Raw genomic sequence first — 22,992 nt, 5'->3', positions numbered from 1 at the left:
TGGTCACGAATGAATTACAGTTGAGCGCGGCGCAAAGTCGCGAGCCGGCGCGATAAGGAGGTCAATGTGCGAGAGCTTCGAGTGATCGGACTTGAACCCGATGGATCGCATGTGGTGTGCGCAGATGCTGAAACCGGCCAGAAATTCCGGCTTCCCGCCGATGACAAACTTCGTGCAGCTTCCCGCGGAGACGTGGCTCGACTCGGCCAGATTGAGATCGAAATGGAAAGCCAACTCCGTCCCCGCGAAATTCAGGCGCGCATTCGTTCCGGTGCTTCCGTAGAGCAGGTCGCCGAAGAAGCGAAGATCCCCATCAGCAAGGTCGAGCGCTTTGCGTACCCCGTTCTGCTCGAGCGCTCCCGCGCCGCGGAAATGGCGCAGGGCGGACACCCGGTGCGCGACAACGGTCCGACAGTTCCCACCCTCTCCGAAATCGTGACCCACGCATTCCGCGCCCGCGGCCACAGTATCGACGAGGCCACCTGGGATGCCTGGCGCGACGAGGACAATCAGTGGGTCGCGCAGTTGCAGTGGCAGGCCGGCCGCACCACCAACGCCGCGCACTGGCGCTACCAGCCCGACGCGCACGGCGGAACGATCGTCGCACTCGACGACGCGGCATTCGACTTGATCGATCCCGACTTCGGTCGCCCGCTCCGCGGCCTGGTACCGGTGGTCTCGAACGAACCGGAACAGCTCGAACTGTCCCGATTCGACGTCGAACCGGTGGCGGAGATCGAGCCCGAGCCCGCAGCAGTTTCCGAGCGGACAGCAGTTTCCGAGCGCACAGTAGTCCCCGAGCGGACGGTGGTGGCGGAACGGATCGTGGCGCCCGAACCGATTGCTGTCGAGCCGGAAACCGACGTCACCGAAGAGGTTCCCGAACCCGCACCGGATGTGACCCCGAAAACCGCTCCGCAGCAGACGCAGACCAAGGACAAGCGCGGACGGCCTGCTCTTCCCTCGTGGGACGACGTACTCCTCGGGGTCCGCAGCAGCGGTCGCTGACCCGAAGGAAAGTATTCTTCTTTCGAGCGAGGCTGAGGAGAGAGGGCTGCCGGTGGCTGCACGGGTATCGACGATCTGGTTTCTGGGCGGCGCAGACGCTCGCACCGAATTGAGCAGGTACCCACAGCCGGATCAGACCGAGGCCCTGAAAATCGCCATGTCGCTGTACCCGGACAAGGAGTTCGAGTCGCTCGGGCCTCAGCCGCTGTCGATGGCCGCGACGGTGAGCCCCGGCTACGTCTTCGTCGGCGCGTACGGTCGAGTGAGTGTCGTCTGCAGCTCCGAACTCAGCACCTTCGTCCCCTCGAAACTGCCTGATTCCTGGAACCTTTCGGCAGAGGGTGGCTCGACGCTGTTGATCAGCTCCGTCCCCGAAACCGCGCAGGGTTCGTTTGCACTGTGGGAGGACGGCGAGCTACGACGCTCGTTCAGTGCCATCCCGATCGACATCGTCGAAAATCTGGGGATCCCACAGACCTGGGAACTGGAATTCTGGGCCGGCAACCATCCCCTGCGTTACCCGCCCGGGATCCTGCCTGATCCGCAGTCACTTCCGTTCCACCCGCAACAGTTCGCGGAGTCCGCCAACCTCGAGTGGCTGGGATTTCGATACACCGGCGCGCCGCGAGAACACGAACTCGACACAACGCAGATTCTCCTGTGGGGCTTCAAGATTCACCGACCCGGCGAGGCACCCAAACCTGCACCCCCAGCCCCCGCGCCGATGCCCGAGCAGGCGCCGACAGAGGTACCCATGCCCGAAAACATGCCGCCGATCCACGACGCACCGGTGGCCAAGCCGCGCGGCCGCCTCGCTCGGTACTTCGGCTTCAAGTAGCGCCGAGCAGCCTCACAGGTTCACGCGGCTATCGCTGCGATCCACCCGAGCGGTACGCCGGCTACCGCGCCGTAGACCACCCATCGCCAGACGGGGACGGCTCGCCAGCGCCAGACGGTCGGCGCAAGTCCGCCTACCGCAATGACATTGACGACAACCGCCAGGAGCACGTTCACGTTGCCCAGCGCGACACAGAACGCCGCGACGGCACTGGTCGAGAGCATGGCTGCGAACACCGACACCGCGATTCCGGTGAACCAGGGCGTGCGGTCCTGAGTCACCGGCCGGTCCTGACACGTTCGTAGAAGGCCATCGCCGCTGCGGTCGCGACGTTGAGCGAGTCGGTGCCGGGCGCCATGGGTATCTTGGCACGAATATCGGTGGCCCGCATCGCATGTTCGGTCAAACCTGGCCCCTCGGCGCCCAGCAGTAGCGCTACCTTCTCCCCGGTCATCGCTTCGGCCAAAGTGACCGCTTCCGGATTCGGAGTCAAGGAAATGAGCTGAAAACCGTTGCCACGCAGCTCATCCAAGTCGTGTGGCCACTTTGCCACATGCGCGAAGGGCACTCGCAGCACGTGCCCCATCGACACACGGACCGACCGCCGGTACAGCGGGTCGGCACAACCCTTCCCGAACAGAACTGCATCGACACCGAGCCCCGCCGCGTTGCGGAACATCGAGCCGAGATTCTCGTGATCGTTGACGCCTTCGAGGACCACGACGGTCTTCGCGTCCTTCAACACGTCCGAGACCGCGAGCGGTGCCGGGCGTGCTGCTGCAGCGAGGACGCCGCGGTTGAGGTGAAATCCGACGACCTCGGCCATCACTTCGGCGCTCGTACGGTAGAACGGCACGTCCACACCGTCGAGATCGTCAGCGAGCTCCAGGAGCCGTCGTTCGACGCCGAGGAGACTGATCGGCTCGAACCGCGAAGTCAGCAGTCGCTGAGTGACGAACACTCCCTCGGCGATGACCAGTCCCTTGCCCTCCGGGAGGTCGGGGCGCCGATCCGAAGAGTTGAGATCGCGAAAGTCATCCAGCCGGGGGTCGGCGGGATCTGAGATGTCGATGACGTGAACCACGGGTCTATCGTGCCGTACGCACCGCGAGCCCCCACCACTACTCCCGACCTAACGCAACAGCGTGACAAAATGCGCGTCGAGCACCTGGCTGATCACCTCTGGATTGGTTCGCTCGGGATTGTCGACGCCGTGCGACGCGAGCCCGTCGGCGAGCGCATGCAATCTCATCGCCTCGATGTCGACCGAGGCACCCGGCCGTAGAAAACCCGCTCGATGCGCCGCTTCCACGAACGAACGAAAGTGCTCGAACAAGGTCCGGTCTGTCTCGTCACGCACCGCCGTCAACGCCGAATCGGTCTGGGCGGCAGCAGCAAAGGCCTCCCAAACCTGCATTTCTTCACGCCGATCTTGGTCGAGGGGAACGAACTGATCGGTGAACTGACGAATCGCGCGGCGGATGTCGGGATCGAAGTCGATGCCGGCAATCCTTTCCTCCACCCGGACGGTCACGAGCGTCATCGCGAACAGCAAGAGTTCGGACTGCGTCGCGAAGAAGTGCCGTAGCGACCCCGTCGACATCTTCGCCTCGTCCGCGACCGCCCGGACGCTGGCGCTCGCCACACCGTCTCGACGGATCACACGCCACACGGCCTCGGCGATCTCTTCACGCCGCTCATCCGGACTGCTACGTTTCACCACTTCACAAAACTAACACAGCTGTGCTAGTTTTCAATCACTAACACAGTCGTACTAGAAATGAGCTGATGTCATGATCGTCCACTTGATCATCGCGTGCGAAATCATGTTCTGGGTGTTCATCGCCGCAGGTCTCGCGGCCCGCTATCTACTGCGCCGCAAAACGCTGGGCGCCGCACTGCTCATCTGCGCGCCCCTGGTGGATGTCGTACTGCTCGTCGCCACAGCCCTCGATCTTCGTGGCGGTGGCGAGGCGAACTTCACCCATGGGCTTGCCGCGGCCTACATCGGATTCTCCGTCGCGTTCGGACACAGCCTCATCTCCTGGGCCGACGCCAGGTTCGCCTACCGATTCGCCGGCGGCCCGGCTCCCGTCGCACCACCCAAGTACGGGAGTGCGCGAGCACTGCGCGAATGGCGCGAGTTCGGCAAAGCCGCGATCGCCTGGGCCGTCGCGTGCGGACTTCTCGGCGCGGCCATCTTCCTCGTCGACGACCCCACCCGCACTGGAGCCCTCGACGGATGGATCAGCAAGCTGACAGTGGTACTCGCAATCTGGGGAGCAATCGCCCTGAGCTACACGGTGTTTCCCAAGCGTGAGAAGGTCACGGCGCGCGGCTAGCCTCGACTGCCTGTTCGGTCGCGTCGCATACGATCACCGGACGCAGGACGAAAACCGGCAGCCTGCCACCGTCTTCCGGTCGCGCAAGACGAAGTTTCAGCCCTTCGCTGCGTAGCAGGTACACCCCGGCCACAGTTCCCGAGACGAGCGAGATCACTCCGCCCACGATCAAGGGCGCACGTGGGTCCACGGAGTCGGCGAGCCAACCCAGCAACGGGCTTCCCAGCGGTGTGCCACCGAGGAAACTGAGCATGTAGATACCCATCACCCGCCCGCGCATCTCGGAAGGCACCGACATCTGCAGGATGTTCATCGCGGACGTCGTGAACGTCAACGTCAGTGCGCCCGTGGGGATCAACATCAGCGCCACCAACGCGTAGGTGGGCATCAATCCCACCGCGACCTCGAACACACCGAAAGCCACGGCGGCACCGAGGAACGTCCGCAACCGCGGCGCTTCCTTCCGTCTTGCGGCGTACGCAGCGCCGGCAAGGGTGCCCACGGCGAGCGTCGTGGACAGCAATCCGTAACCGTCGGCCTCGAGGCCGAACGTGTTGCGCGCCATCACCGCCAGGCTGATCGCGAAGTTCAGGCCGAAGGTCGAGACCATGAAGACCGACACCATTATCACGCGAAGGTCCTTGCGGCCCCATACATATCGGAACCCGTCGCGCACCTGCCCCTTGGTGCGCGGGGCCGGTTCCGACGGGATCAACTCCTTCTTGTTCATCAGGTAGAGCGCGATGAGCACCCCACCGAATGTCGCGACGTTGAGCAGGAACACCCACCCTGTTCCGATCAGGTTGATCAGCACACCCGAGATGGCCGGACCGACGATGCGGGCCGTGTTGAACGTCATGGAGTTGAGCGCGATGGCGTTGGACAGGTGTTCCTTGCCCACCATTTCGATGGTGAACGATTGACGCACGGGTGCGTCGAGCGCCGAGACACAGCCGAGGGCAAAGGCAATCAGGAAGACATGCCACAACGCGACGAGCCCACCGACGTCCAGCAGACCCAACACCAGCGCGCATACCGCACTCGCCCACTGCGTGAAGATCAGGATCCGACGCTTGTCGTACCGATCGGCAAGCACCCCACCCCACACCGACAAGAACAGCGTCGGGCCGAACTGCAAGGCCATGACGATGCCCACCGCCAGCGCATTGCCGTCCGAGAGCGTCAGTACCAGCCAGTCCTGGGCGATGCGTTGCATCCACGTGCCGACCAGAGAAACGATCTGTCCGGAAGCCCAAAGGCGGTAGTTGCGGTTGTGGAGCGCGGCAAACATGCCGGAATCGGGGTCTCGGGGCACCCCACTATCTTGCCCCTCGAGTAATTCGTTTGGGCAACGACCTCTAGGTAGCGGAGCTACGCGACCTCTAACTCACGGAGCTACTCCGTCTTGTTGACCATCTCGGTGATGATCTCGACGGCACCGCGCAGCGTCGCGAGTTCTTCGCCACCCAGCCCGGCCAGCTGCTCGTTCATCCACGCCTCACGCGCATGGGTTTCGTCCGCGAGCAACGCCTGCCCGGCGTCGGACAGATTCACGATGATCTGACGACCGTCCGTGGGATGCGGCGAGCGCTCGACCAGACCGAGCTCGGCGAGAGAAGCAACAACGCGCGTCATCGACGGCGGCTGCACTTTCTCACGTGCTGCGAGTACGCCAGGAGTCATCGGGCCGTACTGATCCAGGCTCGCCAAGGCGGACAGTTGCGTCAGCGATACCTGAGCGTCGACTCTGCGGCCGCGCAGATGCCTGGTGAGACGCACTACAGCCAGGGAAAGATCGCTGGCCAGCGCACGAGTTTCGGTGGTCACGCGTCAGACAATACGTCAAGAGCTGGCCGGTAGCTCACGTAATCGAATACCGGTCAACCCTGATTTCACGTAAGGGCGTCGGTAATGGGTCCGACAGTGAAGTAGGCCACAAAAAGTGCCGCCACGATCCAGAGCAACGGGTGGATCTTCTTGATACCACCGCTGGCAGCGTGCAGGACCACCCATGAAATGAAGCCGACGCCGATGCCGTTGGCGATCGAGTAGGTGAACGGCATGACGATCATGGTCAGGAACGCCGGGAGAGCAACCGAGAACTTGGTGAAATCGATGTCTCGGACCTGCCCGATCATCAGCGCACCGACGACGACGAGGGCAGGCGCAGCTGCCTCGATCGGCACGACGGAGTAGAGCGGCGTCAGGAACATCGCGACGAGGAAGAGCAGTCCGGTCACGACGTTTGCCAGGCCCGTGCGGGCGCCTTCGGCAATACCCGACGCGGATTCCACGAACACGGTGTTCGACGACGCCGAAGCGCCACCGCCGACGATCGCGCCCGCGCCTTCGACGACAAGCGCGCGACCGACGTTGGGGAGGTTTCCGTCCTTGTCGGTCAGGCCGGCTTCCTTACCGAGACCCGTCATCGTGCCCATGGCGTCGAAGAAATTCGCGAGCACGAGGGTGAAGACAAGCAGGCTGGCGGCCAGAACACCGATGCGGGTGAATGCGCCGAAGATGCTGACGTCGCCGACCAGGCTCAGATCAGGCATACCACCGAGCATCTCCGGGATCGCGGGGATGCTGAGGTTCCAGCCCTTGGGGTTGGTTCCGAGCGAGGGTCCGACGTCGGCAACTGCCTCGATGATCGCGGCGAGGATCGTCGTGACGACTATGCCGATCAGCAGTCCACCACGAACCTTGCGCACTACCAGAACACCCATGAGCAGCACACCGAAGATGAACACCACGGTCGGCCACGAAGCGATGGAGCCGTTGATTCCGAGTCCGACGGGAACCGTCGTACCGGCGGCATCGGGGATACGGCGGACGAATCCGGCGTCGACCAGTCCGATGAAGGCGATGAACATGCCGATACCGGCCGCGATCGCGGACTTCAATGCCGAGGGAATCGCATTGAACACCGCAGTTCGGAAGCCGGTGAGTGCCAACAGAACGATGATCACACCGTCGATGACCACCAGGCCCATCGCCTCGGGCCAGGTGACCTGAGGTGCGATTGTGACGGCGAGCAGGCTGTTGATGCCGAGACCCGCGGCGATGGCAAACGGATAGTTGGCAACGACACCGAAGACGATGCTCATCAGGCCGGCAACCAGAGCGGTGACCGCAGCCACCTGGTTGACCGGAAGGATGTTGCCGAGAACGTCGGTCTTCGCTGCAGCGTCGTCAGCCGAGAAACTGCCGAGGATCAGGGGGTTGAGGACCACGATGTAGGCCATCGCCACGAAGGTGACGACACCGCCGCGAATCTCGGTCGAGATCGTCGACCCTCGTTCGCTGATCTTGAAATAGGTGTCGAGGATCTTGCCGGGTGCCGCCATGTTTGTTCTTTCCCCATCGCTGTAGGTCGCCGTGTGCCGGCGCACATGAAGCCGGTCGCACTAGGGAGAGTAGGCCACCGGGGTACGGGTAGCGTTAATTTTGTGACGGAGACTCGCAACACAACAGGCCTGATCGGCAAATTGTCCGCACCCGCGCCGGCACTGATCATCGGCACCGCGTTGTGGGTGATCGCCACGATCGTGGTCGCGGTGAGCGGCGATCGTTGGTCGGATGCACTCCCGATCTGTTACGCGGGTATCGGAGTCGGCTTCCTCGGCTTCGCTCTGTTCTCCATTCAACGACGCGCAGCTGTGCGCGGTGACAAGGGCGCACAGCAGGGCGCCGGTCTGGTCGACTGAGCAGGTCGATTCACCCTTTCAGTATGGTAAGCCTACCCTGCACTCCAGTGTCGGTCTTAGCTTGTCAATGCTGAAAGGAACCACGTAGCCGTGAAGATCTCCCACCGAAATCGTTGGAAAAGCCGAGGACGTTGGACGAGACTGACATCCGTTGCTGTGGTCGCCCTGGTCGGCACAGCACTCGTCTCCTGCAGTTCGAACGACGACGCAGCAAGTAGTCCGTCGAGTTCCGGTGGTGGCGCCTTCCCCGTCACGATCGATCACGCTTTCGGCAGCACCACGATCGATTCCGAACCACAACGGATCGTCACCGTCGGTTACAACGACGAGCAGGCTCTGTTGGCTCTGGGCATCAAGCCCGTCGGAATGGTCAACCAGTACCCGGGCGAACCGGACGTCAACCGCACGTGGCCATGGGTCACCGGCCCTTGGGGCGGAACCGAACCGACCGTCGTCGGCAGCAATCCCGAAACCACGATCAGCGTCGAAAAGATCGCTGCGCTCGAGCCCGACCTGATCCTCGCGCTCTACTCGAGCATCGACAAAGACCTGTACAGCACACTTTCCGCGATCGCCCCGACCGTCGCGAAGGATCCGGCCTACGGCGACTACGCAACTCCGTGGCAGATCACGACGAAGACCGCAGCGAAGGCAGTGGGTCGCGAAGCCGACGGCGAGAAGTTGGTCGCCGATATCGACAAGCAGTTCGCCGACGCCAGAAGCGCTCACCCGGAATTTGCAGACCAGACCGCGGTGATCATCAGCGTCGACGCGACCCCGGAGTTCTACGCCTTCTCCTCCGAGGACGCCCGCGGACGGGTTCTCGGCAGTCTCGGATTCAAACCTGCTCCCGCGGTCGAGGCCTTGATGAACGGTGAGTTCTACGCGCCGATCTCCACCGAACGACTGGATCTTCTCGACGTGGACCGTCTCGTTGTCATCGGCAATCCCGATGCCGCACAGGCGGTCCGAAACAACCCTGGCTTCCAGCAACTCGACGTGGTCAAGGACAATCGCGTCGTCTACGTCAACGACGATCAGGCTCCGCAGGTCGGTGCGGCCTTGACCGCAAGCTCGGCACTGAGCTTGCCGTGGGCCACGAGCCAACTACTCGCCGAGCTCACGAAGTAACCAGCGCCCGGCGCTTTCTGATCTGCGCGGTTCCCCAGATCCACACCCCGGCCCACATCATCCCGAACGCCCAACCTGCCAGTACATCGGTCATCCAATGGGCAGCCAGGTAGACGCGGGAGAATCCGACGGCGATCGTGTACAGGCCGAGGCTCGCGAGCATTGCCGTCTTCGCGAGCCTCGGCAAGGCAAGACGAAGGATCACGGCGGCAACCGAAGTCGCCAGGATCGCGCTCATCATCGCGTGGCCCGACGGGAACGAATACGAATCGATTTCGATCAACCGCTCCGGCAGGGGTGGACGGGTTCGCGTGAAGATGCGCTTCAATCCGCTCATCACGAGCAGACCGGTCAACATCGATCCGGCGATCAGCAGAGCTTCGGTACGCAGTCCCCGAACCAGAAGCACGATAGTGAGCAGCGTCGCGATCAGCCACGACGCGAGGGTTCCGCCGCTGTCGGTGATGACGTCGACGACGTCCACGAGCCACGCCGTCCGCTGACTCACTGCGCTGTCGAGTACCCACTGATCAAAAGACATCTGCCCTCACATTCCTTGCGGCAGAGTCCACGTACGCATCACGTGATGAACGCCGTCCGAGTCCACCCACCACGGCACGATCACCGTCGTCTCGACCGCCCCCGTCAGTTCCACCGACAGTTCGTGATGGATCACTACCTCGCCGCCGGGAACCTCACGGCCGAGGGCTGCGAAGCCGAGAACTGCCTGCGGTTCGTTCGCCCACGTCGTCACGACGCCGGTGCTGCTCACTCGTCCGTGAACGGATGCAGACGCCGTCGCGACGTCGAGCAGATCTGCCAGTGCGTCGGCCGTCTCGAAGCTGCCGAGCACGACTCGTTGTGCAGGCAGTGCCGCTCCCAGCCACGGTCGGTCGAGAACAAGGGCGTCGCCGGGATCGACCAGATCGCCGGAAAGGCCTCGCACGAACGGCGGCAAGTGCAGTTCCTCCAGGTCGAGAACCCGTCGCTGCGCTGCCTCCCCCAGTAGCCGGTGCGTCCGCGCGACGACGGCGGAGGCCGGCATCCGTAGTGGGTCGGCAAGCCGATCGAGCAGCAGCTGAGCCAGTTCCGGATCGTCGACGGTATCCGATGCCAGCAATCCGGAGAAGAATCCGGCGTCGGGGTGTTCGGCAGCATCGAGCAATCCCTCGAAGGTGCGATCGCCCGGAGCGCGCAGCAAGCCCAGCACCTCACCGCCGAGTTCGGCATTCGAACGCAACCACCACGCCGTGTATCCACGACGGTCGGTGAGCAGCGCCCGCGTCGCCGGCGACTCGACCAGCAGCGACAACGCCTGCGGCCAGCGGTCTTCGTCCACGAGGTCGAGATCGCGCACGGCTTCGATGTATTCGGGGTCCTCGTCGAGGGTGTCCCACCATGCGTCTTCGGCGTCGAGATCGTGATCGGGGCCGGAAGGCAATTCCTCACGGACCACCGTGAAACCCCACCCGACACCGACTACCCGTAGCGCCTGCTCCCCCACCTGCTGAACAAAATCAGCGTCGACGATGCCGAAGGGAGAATCCTCGACCAGGACGCTTGCAAGGGGAGCTCCCGGAAGCAGAAGTTGGTCGGCGGACCGCAATTCGCCCTCCGAATCAGGAAGCAGCACTTCACCGATCCACGACGGCAGCGCTCCTGGCGCCACGTGGGCCGCCAATCCGAGTACAACCTGCGCCAACTCCGTCGCTACCGAATCATCTTGGTCCGCAGCATCTTCGATCAATGCGCGCAGCGCCGGATCGGACAGCAGGTCGGTGGCACTCGCGGTCTGCGCTCCCAATCGAGACAGCAACGGGTGAACCGCGACGGGATGAACCAACCTCGTCCACTGCACCGACGGCGCGTCTTCGCCCAGTTCGACGCCGACGACGACGGTCCGCGGCCCGGTCACCGTCCGTCCGTCGGAGAGCGGAACCGGCAGTGTTCCAAGCTCTTCCACCGCAAGAGTGTCGATCACCAAGGGCTCGAGAGCCGAATAGAGTCGATTCCACCACTTCGGTTCACGTTCCGAACCGCTGAGCAGTTCCGCGATGCGCGCGAGCCCGATGCGGTGCGTCGACACTGCCGCGAGTGCTCGCTCGTGCTTGGGGCCGGAGAGCTCGGGGACAACCAGGCCGCCGATGATGTCGGTGAGCAACTCGGCAAGGTCATCACCGAGCCCGGGCACCACGGATGCTCGCTGCGGCGCGCGGTCGGGTTCACCGACCACCGGAAGCCACTCGTTTTCCTGCAGCTCCTTCAGAAGCGCTTCGCGCAGAAGCGAATCGGTTTCGCTGCGGGCAAAGGCAGGGATCGGGACGAGTGCCGTTCGCTGCCGAGGAGGTAGTGCAGCAAGGAACTTCGCGTACCCCTCGGCAAGCGGAGCGATCGGTGCAGCGGGCATGATGCGTCGCCGATCGGGTTGCATTGCAATGTCGGCAATGATGATCGCGGGGATCGACAGCTCCTCGTCGGATCGCGTCGGCGCCCGCAGGACGTCGTCTGCGACCGGCTCGACGACCCCGTCGCGGACCGGCACCAACCATCGCGCGTTCGGCGCGGTGTACTGCCACCACGTGCGATCACCGATCGCGATCTCGACGAGGCCGGAATCCAGCACCCGTTCCGATCGCCGAAAAGTTTTCTCACCCAGACGAATTGACCCGAGAGCCGGGAGTTCGAGCAGCAGGTCGACTGCCTCACGTGTCATCTGCGAAAGCAGCGCCGCGGCATCGACGTCCGGCCGAAGCGTCAGCACCACTTCCGAATCAGCACCATCGCTCGGCAATTCGCCAGACGGCCACACCAAACGAAGTACGGGGACACTGGTTTCCGGTACCGGGAGTTCGCGAGACTCGATCTCGCGCAGAGTGTGCGAGGCAGAGAATCGAATCGATCCCGTCGACGAGCGCAGTTCCACCTCGTCACTGACCGAGAGAACTGCCGAGAATCCGACGCCGAACCGTCCCGTCACACCTTCGTCGGCGTCGACCTTGTTCGACGCGCGCAGCGCGGTCAGCGCATGTACACCGGATTCGTCCAGTGGACGGCCCGTGTTCGCCACCGTCAGCGTCCGACCGTCCACATCCACCCACAAAGAGCCCTCGACGCCCTCGCGTGCAGCTGCATCGGCAGCGTTCTGCGCCAGTTCGGTGAGCAGACGGTCGCGGTACCCGGCCTTTGCGAGGTCGGATTCCGCAGCCGCGTCTTCACGCAATCGCGTCGGAGATTCCGACCACGCGCGCAGCGTCGCCTCGCGGAGTGCGTCCGTACCGAACGGATCTTCTACTCGGTGGATACCGAATCCTCAACTGCAACAGCGCTCGACGGGCGAGCGGGCACCGCAATCAGCTCGACGGCCCCGTCGTCGAATGCGTCGAACTGCGGCGAGCCCGCACCGAGCGGCAGGCTGGTGTCCGAGTGCGCGCCACAACCGTAGGACACGCTGACCACACGGCCGTCTGCGGAGAGTTCGTTTCCGCACACACCGAACGCTGCGTGCAGCGAACCGGCGAGTGGAAGGAAGAATCCACACAGTCCACACGTCGACGGCGCGGCCTTCGCCATCTCCGACTCCGGGCCGAAGTCACCGTCGAACCAACGCTGCGCCGCATCGAGTCGGCCCTCGAGGCTCATGACCTGTTTGCGGCCGAGCCCGATTTCGAGAGCTACCTCGTCGACTTCCGGGTCACCGGTGGCGACGTAGCCGGGAACGAGGCGAGGATCCTCGGCCGGCGGGGCGAGTAGGTCACCGACGGACAGATCGCCGGGACGAATCCGCTGATCCCATGGGAGCCATTCCGGCGCAACCAACGCGTCGGGACCCGGCAACAGCGCCAACTCACTGATCGTGGCGTGGGTGTCCTCCGGTCCGGCAGCGACGACAACCGCCCACTGCCAACCGCGGTATCCCGGAATGTCTGCTGCAAATCGATGGGTGGCGGCGAATTCGTCCTCCGACGTCACGCCGAGGTATGCCCCCACACCGCCTTCATGCAGGTCGACGACTGCCTTTCGGGCAAGCTCGACCGCATCGGCCAGTACTGGGCGCGGCACTGCACGCTCTGGAGAAGTAGCAACACTCACTCCTCCAGTTTGCCGCACCACCGCAAGTCCGCAACGCACTGGGCTGCCATGCTGGGCAGATGAGTAGGTCACACGCCAATTCCGTGCGCACTTTTGCAGTGGTCGCGGTGATCGCCTCGGCCTTGGCGGGGTGCTCCGATTCCCCCGGCGCTCCCGACAACCTCACGTCCGAAACCGGCTCCGTCGAGATCGTTCGAGTGTCCGCGCACGATCCCGACGCGTTCACGCAGGGCCTCGAGATCGACGGAAACCGGTTGTACGAAAGCACCGGACGCGTCGGGCAGTCCTGGGTGCGCTCGAGCGAGATCTCCGACGAGCAGTCCCCCGCTTCGGGACCGGAAGTTGCGCGTGCCGATCTCGACCCGCCGTTGTTCGGTGAGGGCATCACGGTCGCCGGAGACACACTGTGGCAACTCACCTGGAAAGACGGCGTTGCCATCGCCCGTGACAAGGACACCTTGACCGAACGGGGGCGGTTCCCACTCGACACCGAGGGATGGGGAATCTGTTCGCTCGGGGATCGGATTGTCTCGAGCGACGGTTCGGCCACGTTGACCTTTCGCGATCCCGAAACCTTTGCGCCGATCTCGACCGTCGACGTCACCAGATCTTCGGAGTCCGTCGGCAAGCTGAACGAATTGGAATGCGCCGAAGACGGCTCCGTCTACGCCAATGTCTGGACCACGGACACCGTCGTCCGAATCGACCCGTCGGACGGCAGCGTGACGAACGTGTACGACGCATCGGCGCTACGCGAAGAACTCGTCACGGATGGATCGACCAGCACCGTCGACGTTCTCAACGGCATCGCGCAGATTCCCGGTACCGATCGATTCCTGCTCACCGGCAAGTATTGGCCGCAGATGTTCGAAGTCCGTTTTGTTAACTGAGTCCGACATGACACAGGACTCGCAGGGGTGTGCGTGGTAGCCGCGCCGACACTAGGACAGAATTGAGTGGTGACCGGACCGCGCGAACCCTACGACCCCGAAACTCGGCGAATCCACGACGAGCCGGAGGGGCAACAGGTGCACCCCGGTTACGACAATTACCCACCCGCGGCCCGCCCGGACAATTACCCACCTTCGGCCCGTCCCGCTGCCCGTCGCACGCCTTTGCCACCGCTGCATCCGATTCCCGAATCGCGGGGAGACTCCGAATCCGCGGCCGGTTCGAAGACGCCGGGGGCGGACGCTCCCAAGGCTCCACCGATGCCTCGCAAGCTCACCGTCACTCGCGTCGCAGCGATGCGCAGCCGCGAACTGACGAACAAGGGCATCGCGACCTTCCAGCGCGCGGCGAAGGCCGACGGCGCGGACAAGTCCGGTCTGACCGCTCTCACCTACGCGGTGATGACGAACAACGCGACCGACGCGGCGATCTCCGTCGCTCTGGCCAACACCCTGTTCTTCTCGGCGGCGACGGGCGAGGACAAGACCAAGGTCGCGCTCTATCTCCTGATCACGATCGCACCGTTCGCGGTCATCGCACCGCTCATCGGCCCCATGCTCGACCGGTTGCAGCGCGGACGCCGCATCGCACTCGCGTCGTCGTTCGGAATCCGGACGCTCCTCGCGGTGATCCTGGTCTTCAACTTCGACAGTTGGATCCTCTATCCGGCCGCGCTCGGCATGATGGTGCTCAGTAAATCGTTCTCGGTGCTCAAGAGCGCAGTGACACCACGCGTCCTACCACCGGAAATAGACCTGGTGCGCGTGAATTCGCGTCTGACGGTCTTCGGGCTGATCGGTGGAACGATCGGGGCCGGCGCGGTCGCAGGTGCGCTCGCGCTCGCTTTCGGTTCCACCGGCGCCTTGTGGTTCGCGGTCGCCGTCACCGTGTTCGGCGCATATCTGAGCATGCGAATCCCGTCGTGGGTCGAGGTCACCGAGGGTGAGGTTCCCGCGACCATCACCTACCACCCGGACGAAGCGCATCACGCCGGCAGCGCCCCACCGCAGCCGGACGCCAAACCTGCCAAGGTCCGTCAGCCTCTCGGACGCGCCGTGATCATCGGACTCTGGGGCAACGGCACCATTCGCGTGCTCACCGGCTTCCTGACGCTCTACATCGCGTTCGTCGCCAAATCACGCACCGATCACGAGCCGCTCCAGCAGGCCATGATGCTCGGCCTGGTCGGCGCAGCAGCCGGTCTGGGTAACTTCGCCGGAAATGCCACGGGTGCGCGCCTCAAGCTCGGCCGGCCTGCCTTGATCGTGCTCCGGTGTACTGCGTCGGTGTGGATCATCGCGGTGATCGCAGCGCTGACGGACAACCTCATGACGGCCGCGCTTGCCACGCTCATCGCATCGGCCGCCAGCGCGCTCGCCAAGGTCTCACTCGACGCGTCACTCCAGCACGACCTGCCCGAGGAATCGATCGCGTCCGGATTCGGTAGATCCGAGACGGTTCTGCAGCTGAGCTGGGTACTCGGCGGCGCATTGGGGGTTCTGCTTCCGACCGAATACTGGATCGGGTTCACTGTTGTATCGGTGTTCCTGACGATCGGGCTTCTGCAGACCTTCCTGAGCTACCGAGGAAGCAGCCTCCTGCCCGGCCTCGGCGGGAAGCGACCCGATCTGGCCGAACAAGAAGTGACCGAAGTGATTTACACCGGTAAATCCAACCGAGGACAAGGAAGTACTCCGCAGTGATGATGCGCTCGAGAACAAAGAAGATCGTGGCAGCGATCAGTGTCCTGATGGTGGTGGCACTGGTTGCTTACGTCTCCGTTCTTTTCGTGATCATCAAGAACATCAACGACGACCCCGAAAAGCTACCGGTCATCACTGCATACGCACACGGCAAGACGATCGAAACGAACCCTGCCGGTTTCTGCACCATCGACCTGTCCCAGTGCGCCCAGGTGGGCGACATCTACGCACTCGACGTTCCAGCGGGCTACCCGCTGCAGCTGTCGTTGTCGACGGACGTCTCGGATGCGCAGTGGGCACTGCTCGCCGTCTACGAGGATGCCGACGGCAACCAGACCGGTGAGCCCCGAGTCTTCGAGCCCGGCGAGGCCCTGGCAGTGACGGTCGAGTCTTCGAGCGATCCCGTCAAGCAACTGGTCGGCGTCGAAATCCACCTCGCCGTCGGTGAGGGAAGCGAACAGGGACTGCTGATCTGGTCGATCAAGACCGCTTGATCCCCGGAACGTCGAAAATGCCCTGCACACCGATTGGTGTGCAGGGCATTTTGTTTCGAAGCCGTGTACGGCAGCTCGTATCGAGCGATCAGGTGTCGAGCTCGCGAGCGACGGCCCGGACGACCTCGGAGATCCGCTGAGCGGTCTTGCGGTCCGGGTACTTGCCGTTGCGCAGATCCGGCTGGACCTTCGCCTCGAGCAACGTGATCATGTCCTCGACCATGCCGTGCAACTGATCAGGGGTGTGCTTACGCTCGACGGGCTCACGACGCGTCGCCGTCGCGCCGCGCAACGACGGCGCCGGCTCGAGTACCTTCAGGCTCAGTGCCTGCGGACCGCGGCGGCCCGCAGCCATTCCGAACTCGACGCGCTGGCCGGCCTTCAAGCCTTCGACGCCCTCGGGGAGAGCGGAAGCACGGACGTAGACGTCCTCGCCCTCTTCCTGCGACAGAAAGCCGAAACCCTTTTCGACGTCGTACCACTTCACCTTGCCGGTCGGCACCGCGTTCACCTGCTCATCACTCGACTGGGGCGTCTGCCCCAATGTGCTCGGGAGGCTCTCGGAAGAGCCTCATGGCCTTGCTCGCATCGCTTCCGGTGGAAGAATGCAAAAGAACGCGCCCCACACTTGCTTCAGCGGGGCGCGCAGTCTGTTAACAGTCTACCTGTGACGAACCCGGGTCGGCACCCAGGTTTACAGGCACTATCCTCGTAGGTGTGGACCCTCAACCGAACCCGCGCACTTCCGGCACCGGAAACGGTCTGTTCCGTACGGCGATGGCACTGTTCATCGTCGGATTCCTGGCGATCGTGGCCATCTTCGCAGTCCATATCTTCAGCGACACCCCACCCGGCCTGGCGTTGTACCTGGTAGCACTCGCGTGCCCGATCGGCTTCCTTCTGGCCATCGTCTACACGCTCAGATCCGGTCGACGCGTGCGCTGATCACTCCCGCCTCGAACCGAAAGGTCACTGACCATGAGAATCCTCCTGAACGTGATCTGGCTGGTCTTCGGCGGCTTCTGGCTGGCGTTGGGTTACTTCGCCGCAGGCATCATCTGCTGCATCCTCATCATCACGATTCCCTTCGGAATCGCGGCATTCCGCATCGGCATCTACGCACTGTGGCCGTTCGGTAAGACCGTCGTCGACAAGCCGACCGCTGGTGTCGGTTCGATGATCGGCAATGTCATCTGGGTGATCATCGCCGGTATCTGGTTGGCGATCGGACACATCGTCACCGCCGTCGCGATGGCGATCACGATCATCGGAATTCCGCTCGCGGTCGCGAACCTGAAGATGATTCCGATCTCGCTGATGCCGCTCGGCAAGGAGATCGTCGACGTGGACCGGGTGAATTACGCATAGTCGTGGACCGCGTCGATTACGCATAGCGGGCCCGCGGACCGAAGAACCCGACCACAGCAGTTGCTGTGGTCGGGTTCTCTGGTATCAGGTCGTATCAGCGGCCGAGGCTACCGAGTCCGGGGAGGTTACCGAGCGAACCGGTTCCCGTTCCCGGGTTGCCCGGATCGACGGGGCCGACCGGCCCCTCGGAGACCACGATGGTCACGCTCGAAGCACGCGAAAGCACGCTCTTCGCAGTGATCTCGACGGTGACGCTGCCGACAGCGGTGGGGGTACCCGAGATGGTGCCGTCCTGTGCGAGGGACAGTCCGCCGGGCAGAGTGCCACTGGTGAGTGCAAACGTTGCGCGCGCATCGGCGGCAGTGAGCTTCTGCGAATACGCCTTACCTACCTGAGCGGCAGGCAATTCGACGGTGGCGGGTAGCGGGTACGCAGCAACGACTGTCACCTTGCCCCCGTTGGTCGTCGACGCGATGGCGCCGGTCGAGGTGTCGAGCGCGAGGTTTTTGACCTTCTCCAGTGCCGGAACCTTGGTATCGGTCAGAGCGGTGGTGGCGCGGGTCGTCAGATCGACCGACCACAGGTGTCCGTTCATGACGTCCGCGACATATGCAATGCCTGCCGCAGCGTCGACGACCACGCCGTTGGGAATCGCGGTCGGAGACAGCGTGGTCTTCGACAGAATCGCGCCGGCCGGGGTGATCGCCCACAGGTTGGTTGCCCGGGTGTCGGTCATGTAGATGTTGCCGGTGTTCGTGTCGACATCGACGTCGACCGGGTAGAGGTTGTCGGCACGCACGATCGACTTGAGTGCTCCGCCCTTGCGTACGTCCGCCTGCCACAGCGTGCGGCCGTAATTCTCGTCGAAGAAGTTGGTGTCCGCGATGTAGAGGAAGCCGCGGACACTGTCGAAGGCGAGCTTGGTCGGCGTTGCCGACTTGTGGACCAGAATGCTCGACACGGCGTCGGCGGCGTTGGGGTCGACGACTCGGATGTTGCCGGACTTGTAGTCCGAGAAGTACGCGCGGTGTGTTGTGGGATCGACGACGACATCGTTGATCTGCGGACGCGAGCCGTCGGGGTTCTTCTCGCTCAGCGTGACCGTCTTTTCGACCTTCCCGGTCTTCGTGTCGACAATCGAGATCGCGCCGCCGTAGGAGGAGGACACGTATGCGCGTCCGAGGCCTGAGTCGACGGCAAGTGCCGACGGGTAACCGACGACGCCGTCGATGGCGCCGACGGACTTGCCGGTGTTCGTGTCGACGACGGACAACGAGCTGGTCGGTCCGCCGTACTGCGTGATGTATCCGCGGTGGGTTGCCGCGTCGACGACGATGTCGCCGGGCTGGGTTGCGGAATAGCTTCCGACAACACCGTGTGTCGGATCCTCGGGTGAGGCGTGTGCAGCGGGAGCAGTGACGGCCAGGCCGACAGCAGCAGCGGCAACGGCGAGTGACGCGGTGACCGCACGCCGACGGTATTGCAGTTTCATGAGGGGTGCCCTACTTCTTTGGAAGACTCTGCGAAACCTGCCCAAGCGAGGCAAGTCAGGCAAACCTAACCTAAGTTCCAAAGTCGATGTTGAGACACGGGCCACAACCTTGGGTCCGGATCGACGCACCTCTCAATCGCCCGAAATTCTATTTCCGCATAACGTGTGACCTTGCTCACATTACGGATGGATAACGGAACGGACACAACCGGACATTCACTCGGGCACCCCCACCTACCTGGGAAGAGTCTCCTGCGCTTTGTGTGACGCGTTGTACGTCTTTCGCCACGCCGCGTTATCAAATGGTGACACGAGCGACTCGAGCCGTTACCGTCGTTTTCGGCCGGGAAACTCGGCCACCTCCGGCCCGCCGCGCCAAGCCTTGTCCCGCGGGTACCGGACTTCCGACAGAGCATTCCAGGGACGAGGACGGGGGACCCAAAGTCCTCTGTGAGAACAGAAAAGTTCTCCAGTGGACACCGGTTCGATCGCAAGACCGAATCTTGGGGTGAAGCCAGACCCTTTCCAGCCAGGAAAGGCGAGGCCGGGCGACCTCTCAGCCCGAACCCGACAGCTGACCTCGCAGGCGCGTGTGGAGAGGATTTCGACCATCATGAGCGGACGCCATCGCAAGCCCACCACCACCGGCCGCACTGTCGCCAAGGTCGCCGTCACCGGCGCCATCATGGGCGTAGCAGGAATTGCAGCCACCGGAACCGCAAACGCTGCCCCCGACTCCGACTGGGATCGTCTCGCCCAGTGTGAGGCCGGCGGAAACTGGGCCATCAACACAGGCAACGGTTACCAGGGCGGACTGCAGTTCTCCCCCAGCACGTGGAACGCACACGGCGGCGGACAGTACGCAGCCACCGCAAACCAGGCCACTCGCGAGCAGCAGATCGTTGTTGCCGAGCGTGTTCTCGCAAACCAGGGTTGGGGCGCATGGCCGTCCTGCTCCTCCAGCCTCGGGCTGAGCAGCGGCGCCACCGAGCGTTCCGCTCCGGCCACGACGGCTCCTCAGGCAGCTCCGGCTCCGGCGCAGCAGGTCGCACAGACCGTTGCACACCCGGTCGCCGACGCCATCGATCAGGCAATCGCATTCGCCGAGGCCAACGGCATCCCGGTCGACCCGCAGATCCTCGCAGTCGCCGACACCGCGAAGTCGTTCCTCAAGTAACACCGGCAAGACTGTCCGCTCGGACGCTCGAACATCAAGAAGGCCCGCACCGATTCGGTGCGGGCCTTCTTCGTGTCGAGTTGTTATCGGTTGATGACGGTGTGCGGGTGTACGTAAGGAAGTGACTCCACCGGAACCGGAAAGGTGGTGTCCTCGCCGAAGGGTGAAAGTCCACCTGCGCGGGTCGATGACAATTCGGTCACTGCGTGATCTCCGTCTGCAGTTTCCGGCCATCCTGGATCTACATAGTGTTGCTTCGAATTGTTGGCCACGAAGTCATTTTGACAGGACGCCGTTACGCCGTACAGACCAGGTCTCTAATCTGATACCTGATGACCGAAACACGTGGCACCCCGGCGGGCAGTTCCGCAGCCGAAAGTCTGACCGATTGGCTCTCGGCGCGCAGTGACGCCGAGTTGACGGAGTTGTTGCGTCTGCGCCCCGATCTGGCCGTACCGCCGCCGAGCACGATGGTGGTTCTCAGCGGTCGGGCACAGCAACGCGCGTCGGTCAGCCGAGCCGCGGACGAACTCGACACCCTCGATTTCGGTCTTCTCGAATTGTTGGCACTGGCTGGCGCCGAGGAAACTCCGATGACGCGGGCGGAGCTCAACAGTGCGATCGCCGAACGAGCGCTGACCGGCAAGGGCAAGGTCACCAAGAAGGCCGTCGACAAGTCTCTGTCGAAGATGCGCGCGTCCGCCCTCATCTGGGGTGTCGATCCCATCAGCGTCGTCCCGGCAGTCATCGGGATGATTCCGTGGCGTGTGGGGCGCGCCCTCGAACCTGCCGAGGCGATTACCGAGACCGAGATCTCGGCTGCGCTCAACGCTCTGGACACCCGCGAGCGGGATCTCCTCGAGACACTCGCCAACTCCAGCCCGATCGGTCGCACCCGCGACGCTGCCCCCGGAACGCCGCCTGAGCGCCCGGTTCAACGACTGCTGGCGGCCGGCCTGCTGCGGTGGCTCGACGAGCAGACTGTCGAGCTTCCGGCGACGGTTCGTCAGGTCATCCGCGGCGAGCCGGTTTTCGATCCGACGACGCTGACCGCACCCGTCATCGGGGGCGACAAACTCAAGCCGGCGGACGTGAACGCCGCAGCAGCCGGCGAGGCGCTCGAGTTGGTACGCCAATGCGAGAACGTGATCGCTGTTCTGGGCGCAGCGCCGGCCCCCGCACTGCGAGCCGGTGGGCTCGGTGTTCGAGAACTACGACGCGTGGCCAAGACGGCCGATCTCGACGAAGCGCGCGTGAGCCTACTTGTCGAGTTGCTCTCGGCAGCCGGACTCATCGCCAGTGGAACACCAGATCCGGCGCCGGTCTCGGACAACGCGGACGAATACTGGACGCCCACGCTTGCGGTCGACGGCTGGCTGAACGCATCCACAGCGCGACGGTGGGAGGTCCTGGCGTCCGCCTGGGTCGACGTACCGCGAGTTCCGTGGATGATCGGGCTGCGCGATTCCACCGACAAGCCGATCGCGGCGTTGTCCGAGGAGGGCCGCGCTCCGGCGGCTCCGCGAGATCGTCAGGCCATTCTGGGGCTGCTCTCCGAACTCGACAGCGGCCAGACTGCATCGGCCGTCGAGGTAAGTCGGCTGCTGGCGTGGCGACGCCCGCGATGGAGCGGGCGCCTACGGACGTTCGCGATCGAGCGGACTCTGGACGAGGCCGCCGCGCTCGGGCTGGTGGCCCGCGGCGCGTTGTCGTCACCTGGACGAGCTTTGCTGCACGGCGGGGACGCCGAAGCCGAAATGCAGTCCGCCCTACCCGAGCCCATCGACTACATCCTGGTCCAGGCAGATCTGACTCTGGTTGCGCCCGGCCCGCTGGTACCGGACCTGCTCGAGCAGGTGAGCCTGGTCGCAGACATCGAGTCGGCCGGATCGGCGTCCATGTACCGCATCAGCGAGGACAGCGTGCGTCGTGCGCTCGACGCCGGTCTGACGGCCACCGAACTGCATGCGATGTTCGCTTCGAAATCGAAGACTCCTGTCCCCCAATCACTTTCGTATTTGATCGACGATGTCGCCCGTCGACACGGACGACTGCGTGCCGGAGTGGCGGCGTCGTTCATTCGATGTGAGGACGCGTCACTGCTGGCGGAGGTCCTCGCATCCGCAGTGGCCGAGCCGTTGGCACTGCGCGCCTTGGCTCCCACCGTCGCGATTTCGCAGGCCCCTCTCCGCGAAGTCCTGACCGAGCTGCGAGCCGCCGGATTCGCGCCGGCAGGTGAGGACTCTTCGGGCACGTTGGTCGATCTCCGCCCACATGGGGCACGTGTACCCAACCGTCGCAGCCGACCGGCGTCGAGGATGCCGGCGAGCCCGTCGGCGGATCAGCTGGCGTCGTTGGTCCGCACGATGCGGGCCGGAGACCGTGCTTCCGCCCCCGGCCGCGGCGGAGTGCGAACGGACGGTTCACGGGAGAACAACGCCGCCACCATCGCCTTGCTGGCCACGGCGGCCCGAGACAATTCGAGCGTCAACATCGGCTACGTCGACGCCCAGGGGGTCGCGACGCATCGCATCGTCGACCCCGTCAGCGTGGGCGGCGGACAGCTGGACGCCTTCGACCCCGCGAGCGGCGCGGTTCGCCGTTTCACGTTGCACCGAATTACTTCCGTCAGCCCCGTCGACTCCGGAAAAAAGTAGCAAAAAAGAAGCAACTGGCTTTTTTCTGTAAATGA

Annotated in this window: 24 protein-coding genes and 1 riboswitch; of the genes, 12 read left to right on the top strand and 12 right to left on the bottom strand. The window is 63.9% G+C overall.

The features are described from left to right. Window positions 1-66 precede the first annotated feature (66 nt). Window positions 67-1,008: a septation protein SepH gene (gene sepH / locus ACN50D_RS17095; protein ID WP_211920759.1), complete on the top strand. Its 942-nt coding sequence runs from the start codon at window positions 67-69 to the stop codon at window positions 1,006-1,008. A 52-nt stretch (window positions 1,009-1,060) separates the two neighbouring features. Next, window positions 1,061-1,846, top strand: a complete 786-nt coding sequence (locus ACN50D_RS17090; protein WP_042921685.1) for a DUF6928 family protein — start codon at window positions 1,061-1,063, stop codon at window positions 1,844-1,846. Between the two features lie 20 nt (window positions 1,847-1,866). Here ACN50D_RS17090 and ACN50D_RS17085 read toward each other — a convergent pair whose 3' ends face one another. From ACN50D_RS17085 to ACN50D_RS17075, 3 genes are read right to left on the bottom strand one after another with little or no spacing between them, the layout of a single operon-like run. Further along, a complete protein-coding gene (locus ACN50D_RS17085; protein ID WP_030535366.1) occupies window positions 1,867-2,127 on the bottom strand; it encodes a DUF2537 domain-containing protein in 261 nt (86 codons plus the stop codon). Further along, window positions 2,124-2,930 (bottom strand): TrmH family RNA methyltransferase, encoded by an 807-nt coding sequence (locus tag ACN50D_RS17080; RefSeq protein ID WP_003939731.1) that lies wholly within the window; start codon window positions 2,928-2,930, stop codon window positions 2,124-2,126. The genes ACN50D_RS17085 and ACN50D_RS17080 overlap by 4 nt, the downstream gene beginning before the upstream one ends. Before the next feature lie 48 nt (window positions 2,931-2,978). Continuing rightward, window positions 2,979-3,569: a TetR/AcrR family transcriptional regulator gene (locus ACN50D_RS17075; protein ID WP_037128521.1), complete on the bottom strand. Its 591-nt coding sequence runs from the start codon at window positions 3,567-3,569 to the stop codon at window positions 2,979-2,981. Window positions 3,570-3,639: 70 nt separating this feature from the next. On the opposite strand from ACN50D_RS17075, the gene ACN50D_RS17070 reads away from it, so the two are divergent. Beyond that, window positions 3,640-4,188 carry a hypothetical protein gene (locus ACN50D_RS17070; protein WP_003940103.1) on the top strand — a complete coding sequence of 183 codons (549 nt, stop codon included), beginning with the start codon at window positions 3,640-3,642 and terminating at the stop codon, window positions 4,186-4,188. Here the strand turns inward: ACN50D_RS17070 and ACN50D_RS17065 are convergent. The 3 genes from ACN50D_RS17065 to ACN50D_RS17055 form a co-directional block, all read right to left on the bottom strand. Beyond that, window positions 4,172-5,479: an MFS transporter gene (locus tag ACN50D_RS17065; RefSeq protein ID WP_007733487.1), complete on the bottom strand. Its 1,308-nt coding sequence runs from the start codon at window positions 5,477-5,479 to the stop codon at window positions 4,172-4,174. The two genes, ACN50D_RS17070 and ACN50D_RS17065, sit on opposite strands and share 17 nt — an antisense overlap. 104 nt (window positions 5,480-5,583) lie before the next feature. Further along, window positions 5,584-6,015 (bottom strand): MarR family winged helix-turn-helix transcriptional regulator, encoded by a 432-nt coding sequence (locus ACN50D_RS17060; RefSeq protein ID WP_003939901.1) that lies wholly within the window; start codon window positions 6,013-6,015, stop codon window positions 5,584-5,586. 65 nt (window positions 6,016-6,080) lie between these two features. Next, on the bottom strand, window positions 6,081-7,535 hold the full coding sequence (locus ACN50D_RS17055) for an NCS2 family permease (protein WP_003940242.1): 1,455 nt from the start codon (window positions 7,533-7,535) through the stop codon (window positions 6,081-6,083). 102 nt (window positions 7,536-7,637) lie between these two features. Here ACN50D_RS17055 and ACN50D_RS17050 point away from each other — a divergent pair, with 102 nt between their 5' ends. Together ACN50D_RS17050 and ACN50D_RS17045 are read left to right on the top strand one after the other, a co-directional pair. Continuing rightward, window positions 7,638-7,895 carry a DUF2530 domain-containing protein gene (locus ACN50D_RS17050; RefSeq protein WP_007733492.1) on the top strand — a complete coding sequence of 86 codons (258 nt, stop codon included), beginning with the start codon at window positions 7,638-7,640 and terminating at the stop codon, window positions 7,893-7,895. A 90-nt stretch (window positions 7,896-7,985) separates the two neighbouring features. Continuing rightward, window positions 7,986-9,026, top strand: coding sequence for an iron-siderophore ABC transporter substrate-binding protein (locus tag ACN50D_RS17045; protein WP_058037819.1), 1,041 nt, complete (start codon window positions 7,986-7,988; stop codon window positions 9,024-9,026). Here the strand turns inward: ACN50D_RS17045 and ACN50D_RS17040 are convergent. From ACN50D_RS17040 to ACN50D_RS17030, 3 genes are all read right to left on the bottom strand, one after another. Then, on the bottom strand, window positions 9,016-9,567 hold the full coding sequence (locus ACN50D_RS17040) for a phosphatase PAP2 family protein (protein ID WP_042921691.1): 552 nt from the start codon (window positions 9,565-9,567) through the stop codon (window positions 9,016-9,018). The two genes, ACN50D_RS17045 and ACN50D_RS17040, sit on opposite strands and share 11 nt — an antisense overlap. Window positions 9,568-9,573: 6 nt before the next feature. Beyond that, window positions 9,574-12,246 (bottom strand): sacsin N-terminal ATP-binding-like domain-containing protein, encoded by a 2,673-nt coding sequence (locus ACN50D_RS17035; protein WP_192712269.1) that lies wholly within the window; start codon window positions 12,244-12,246, stop codon window positions 9,574-9,576. A 68-nt stretch (window positions 12,247-12,314) separates the two neighbouring features. Further along, entirely contained in the window at window positions 12,315-13,136 is an 822-nt protein-coding gene (locus ACN50D_RS17030; protein ID WP_042451227.1) for a DUF3027 domain-containing protein, read from the bottom strand. A gap of 38 nt (window positions 13,137-13,174) precedes the next feature. Here ACN50D_RS17030 and ACN50D_RS17025 point away from each other — a divergent pair, with 38 nt between their 5' ends. The 3 genes from ACN50D_RS17025 (at window position 13,175) to ACN50D_RS17015 (ending at window position 16,263) form a co-directional block, all read left to right on the top strand. After that, window positions 13,175-14,005 (top strand): glutaminyl-peptide cyclotransferase, encoded by an 831-nt coding sequence (locus tag ACN50D_RS17025; protein WP_249342793.1) that lies wholly within the window; start codon window positions 13,175-13,177, stop codon window positions 14,003-14,005. 69 nt (window positions 14,006-14,074) lie between these two features. Then, window positions 14,075-15,769: an MFS transporter gene (locus tag ACN50D_RS17020; RefSeq protein WP_223304424.1), complete on the top strand. Its 1,695-nt coding sequence runs from the start codon at window positions 14,075-14,077 to the stop codon at window positions 15,767-15,769. A 26-nt stretch (window positions 15,770-15,795) separates the two neighbouring features. Further along, window positions 15,796-16,263: a DUF2771 domain-containing protein gene (locus tag ACN50D_RS17015; RefSeq protein ID WP_225989529.1), complete on the top strand. Its 468-nt coding sequence runs from the start codon at window positions 15,796-15,798 to the stop codon at window positions 16,261-16,263. 88 nt (window positions 16,264-16,351) lie between these two features. On the opposite strand, the gene ACN50D_RS17010 is transcribed toward ACN50D_RS17015, so the two are convergent. Beyond that, a complete protein-coding gene (locus ACN50D_RS17010) occupies window positions 16,352-16,765 on the bottom strand; it encodes a cold-shock protein (protein WP_007733502.1) in 414 nt (137 codons plus the stop codon). A gap of 215 nt (window positions 16,766-16,980) precedes the next feature. Here ACN50D_RS17010 and ACN50D_RS17005 point away from each other — a divergent pair, with 215 nt between their 5' ends. Together ACN50D_RS17005 and ACN50D_RS17000 are read left to right on the top strand one after the other, a co-directional pair. Continuing rightward, on the top strand, window positions 16,981-17,208 hold the full coding sequence (locus ACN50D_RS17005) for a hypothetical protein (protein ID WP_003940194.1): 228 nt from the start codon (window positions 16,981-16,983) through the stop codon (window positions 17,206-17,208). Window positions 17,209-17,241: 33 nt separating this feature from the next. Next, complete coding sequence (locus ACN50D_RS17000; RefSeq protein ID WP_003939919.1) at window positions 17,242-17,631, top strand: YccF domain-containing protein; 390 nt, start codon at window positions 17,242-17,244, stop codon at window positions 17,629-17,631. Between the two features lie 94 nt (window positions 17,632-17,725). Here the strand turns inward: ACN50D_RS17000 and ACN50D_RS16995 are convergent, their stop codons facing one another. Then, window positions 17,726-19,123: a YncE family protein gene (locus ACN50D_RS16995; protein ID WP_209909654.1), complete on the bottom strand. Its 1,398-nt coding sequence runs from the start codon at window positions 19,121-19,123 to the stop codon at window positions 17,726-17,728. Between the two features lie 384 nt (window positions 19,124-19,507). Then, a riboswitch (cyclic di-AMP (ydaO/yuaA leader) is annotated at window positions 19,508-19,728 on the top strand. Window positions 19,729-19,736: 8 nt separating this feature from the next. Here ACN50D_RS16995 and ACN50D_RS16990 point away from each other — a divergent pair. Next, complete coding sequence (locus ACN50D_RS16990) at window positions 19,737-20,300, top strand: transglycosylase family protein (RefSeq protein WP_003939675.1); 564 nt, start codon at window positions 19,737-19,739, stop codon at window positions 20,298-20,300. Between the two features lie 83 nt (window positions 20,301-20,383). On the opposite strand, the gene ACN50D_RS16985 is transcribed toward ACN50D_RS16990, so the two are convergent. Then, window positions 20,384-20,572 carry a hypothetical protein gene (locus ACN50D_RS16985; protein WP_019744939.1) on the bottom strand — a complete coding sequence of 63 codons (189 nt, stop codon included), beginning with the start codon at window positions 20,570-20,572 and terminating at the stop codon, window positions 20,384-20,386. A gap of 60 nt (window positions 20,573-20,632) precedes the next feature. Between ACN50D_RS16985 and ACN50D_RS16980 the strand changes: the two genes are divergently transcribed. Continuing rightward, a complete protein-coding gene (locus ACN50D_RS16980; RefSeq protein ID WP_211920761.1) occupies window positions 20,633-22,957 on the top strand; it encodes a helicase-associated domain-containing protein in 2,325 nt (774 codons plus the stop codon). The last annotated feature ends 35 nt before the right edge of the window (window positions 22,958-22,992 follow it).

This window comes from Rhodococcus sp. SB1D (genome assembly GCF_048573875.1).
In the GTDB taxonomy this organism is placed as follows: domain Bacteria; phylum Actinomycetota; class Actinomycetes; order Mycobacteriales; family Mycobacteriaceae; genus Rhodococcus_F; species Rhodococcus_F qingshengii.
This window is presented reverse-complemented; position numbering and strand designations above follow the sequence as displayed.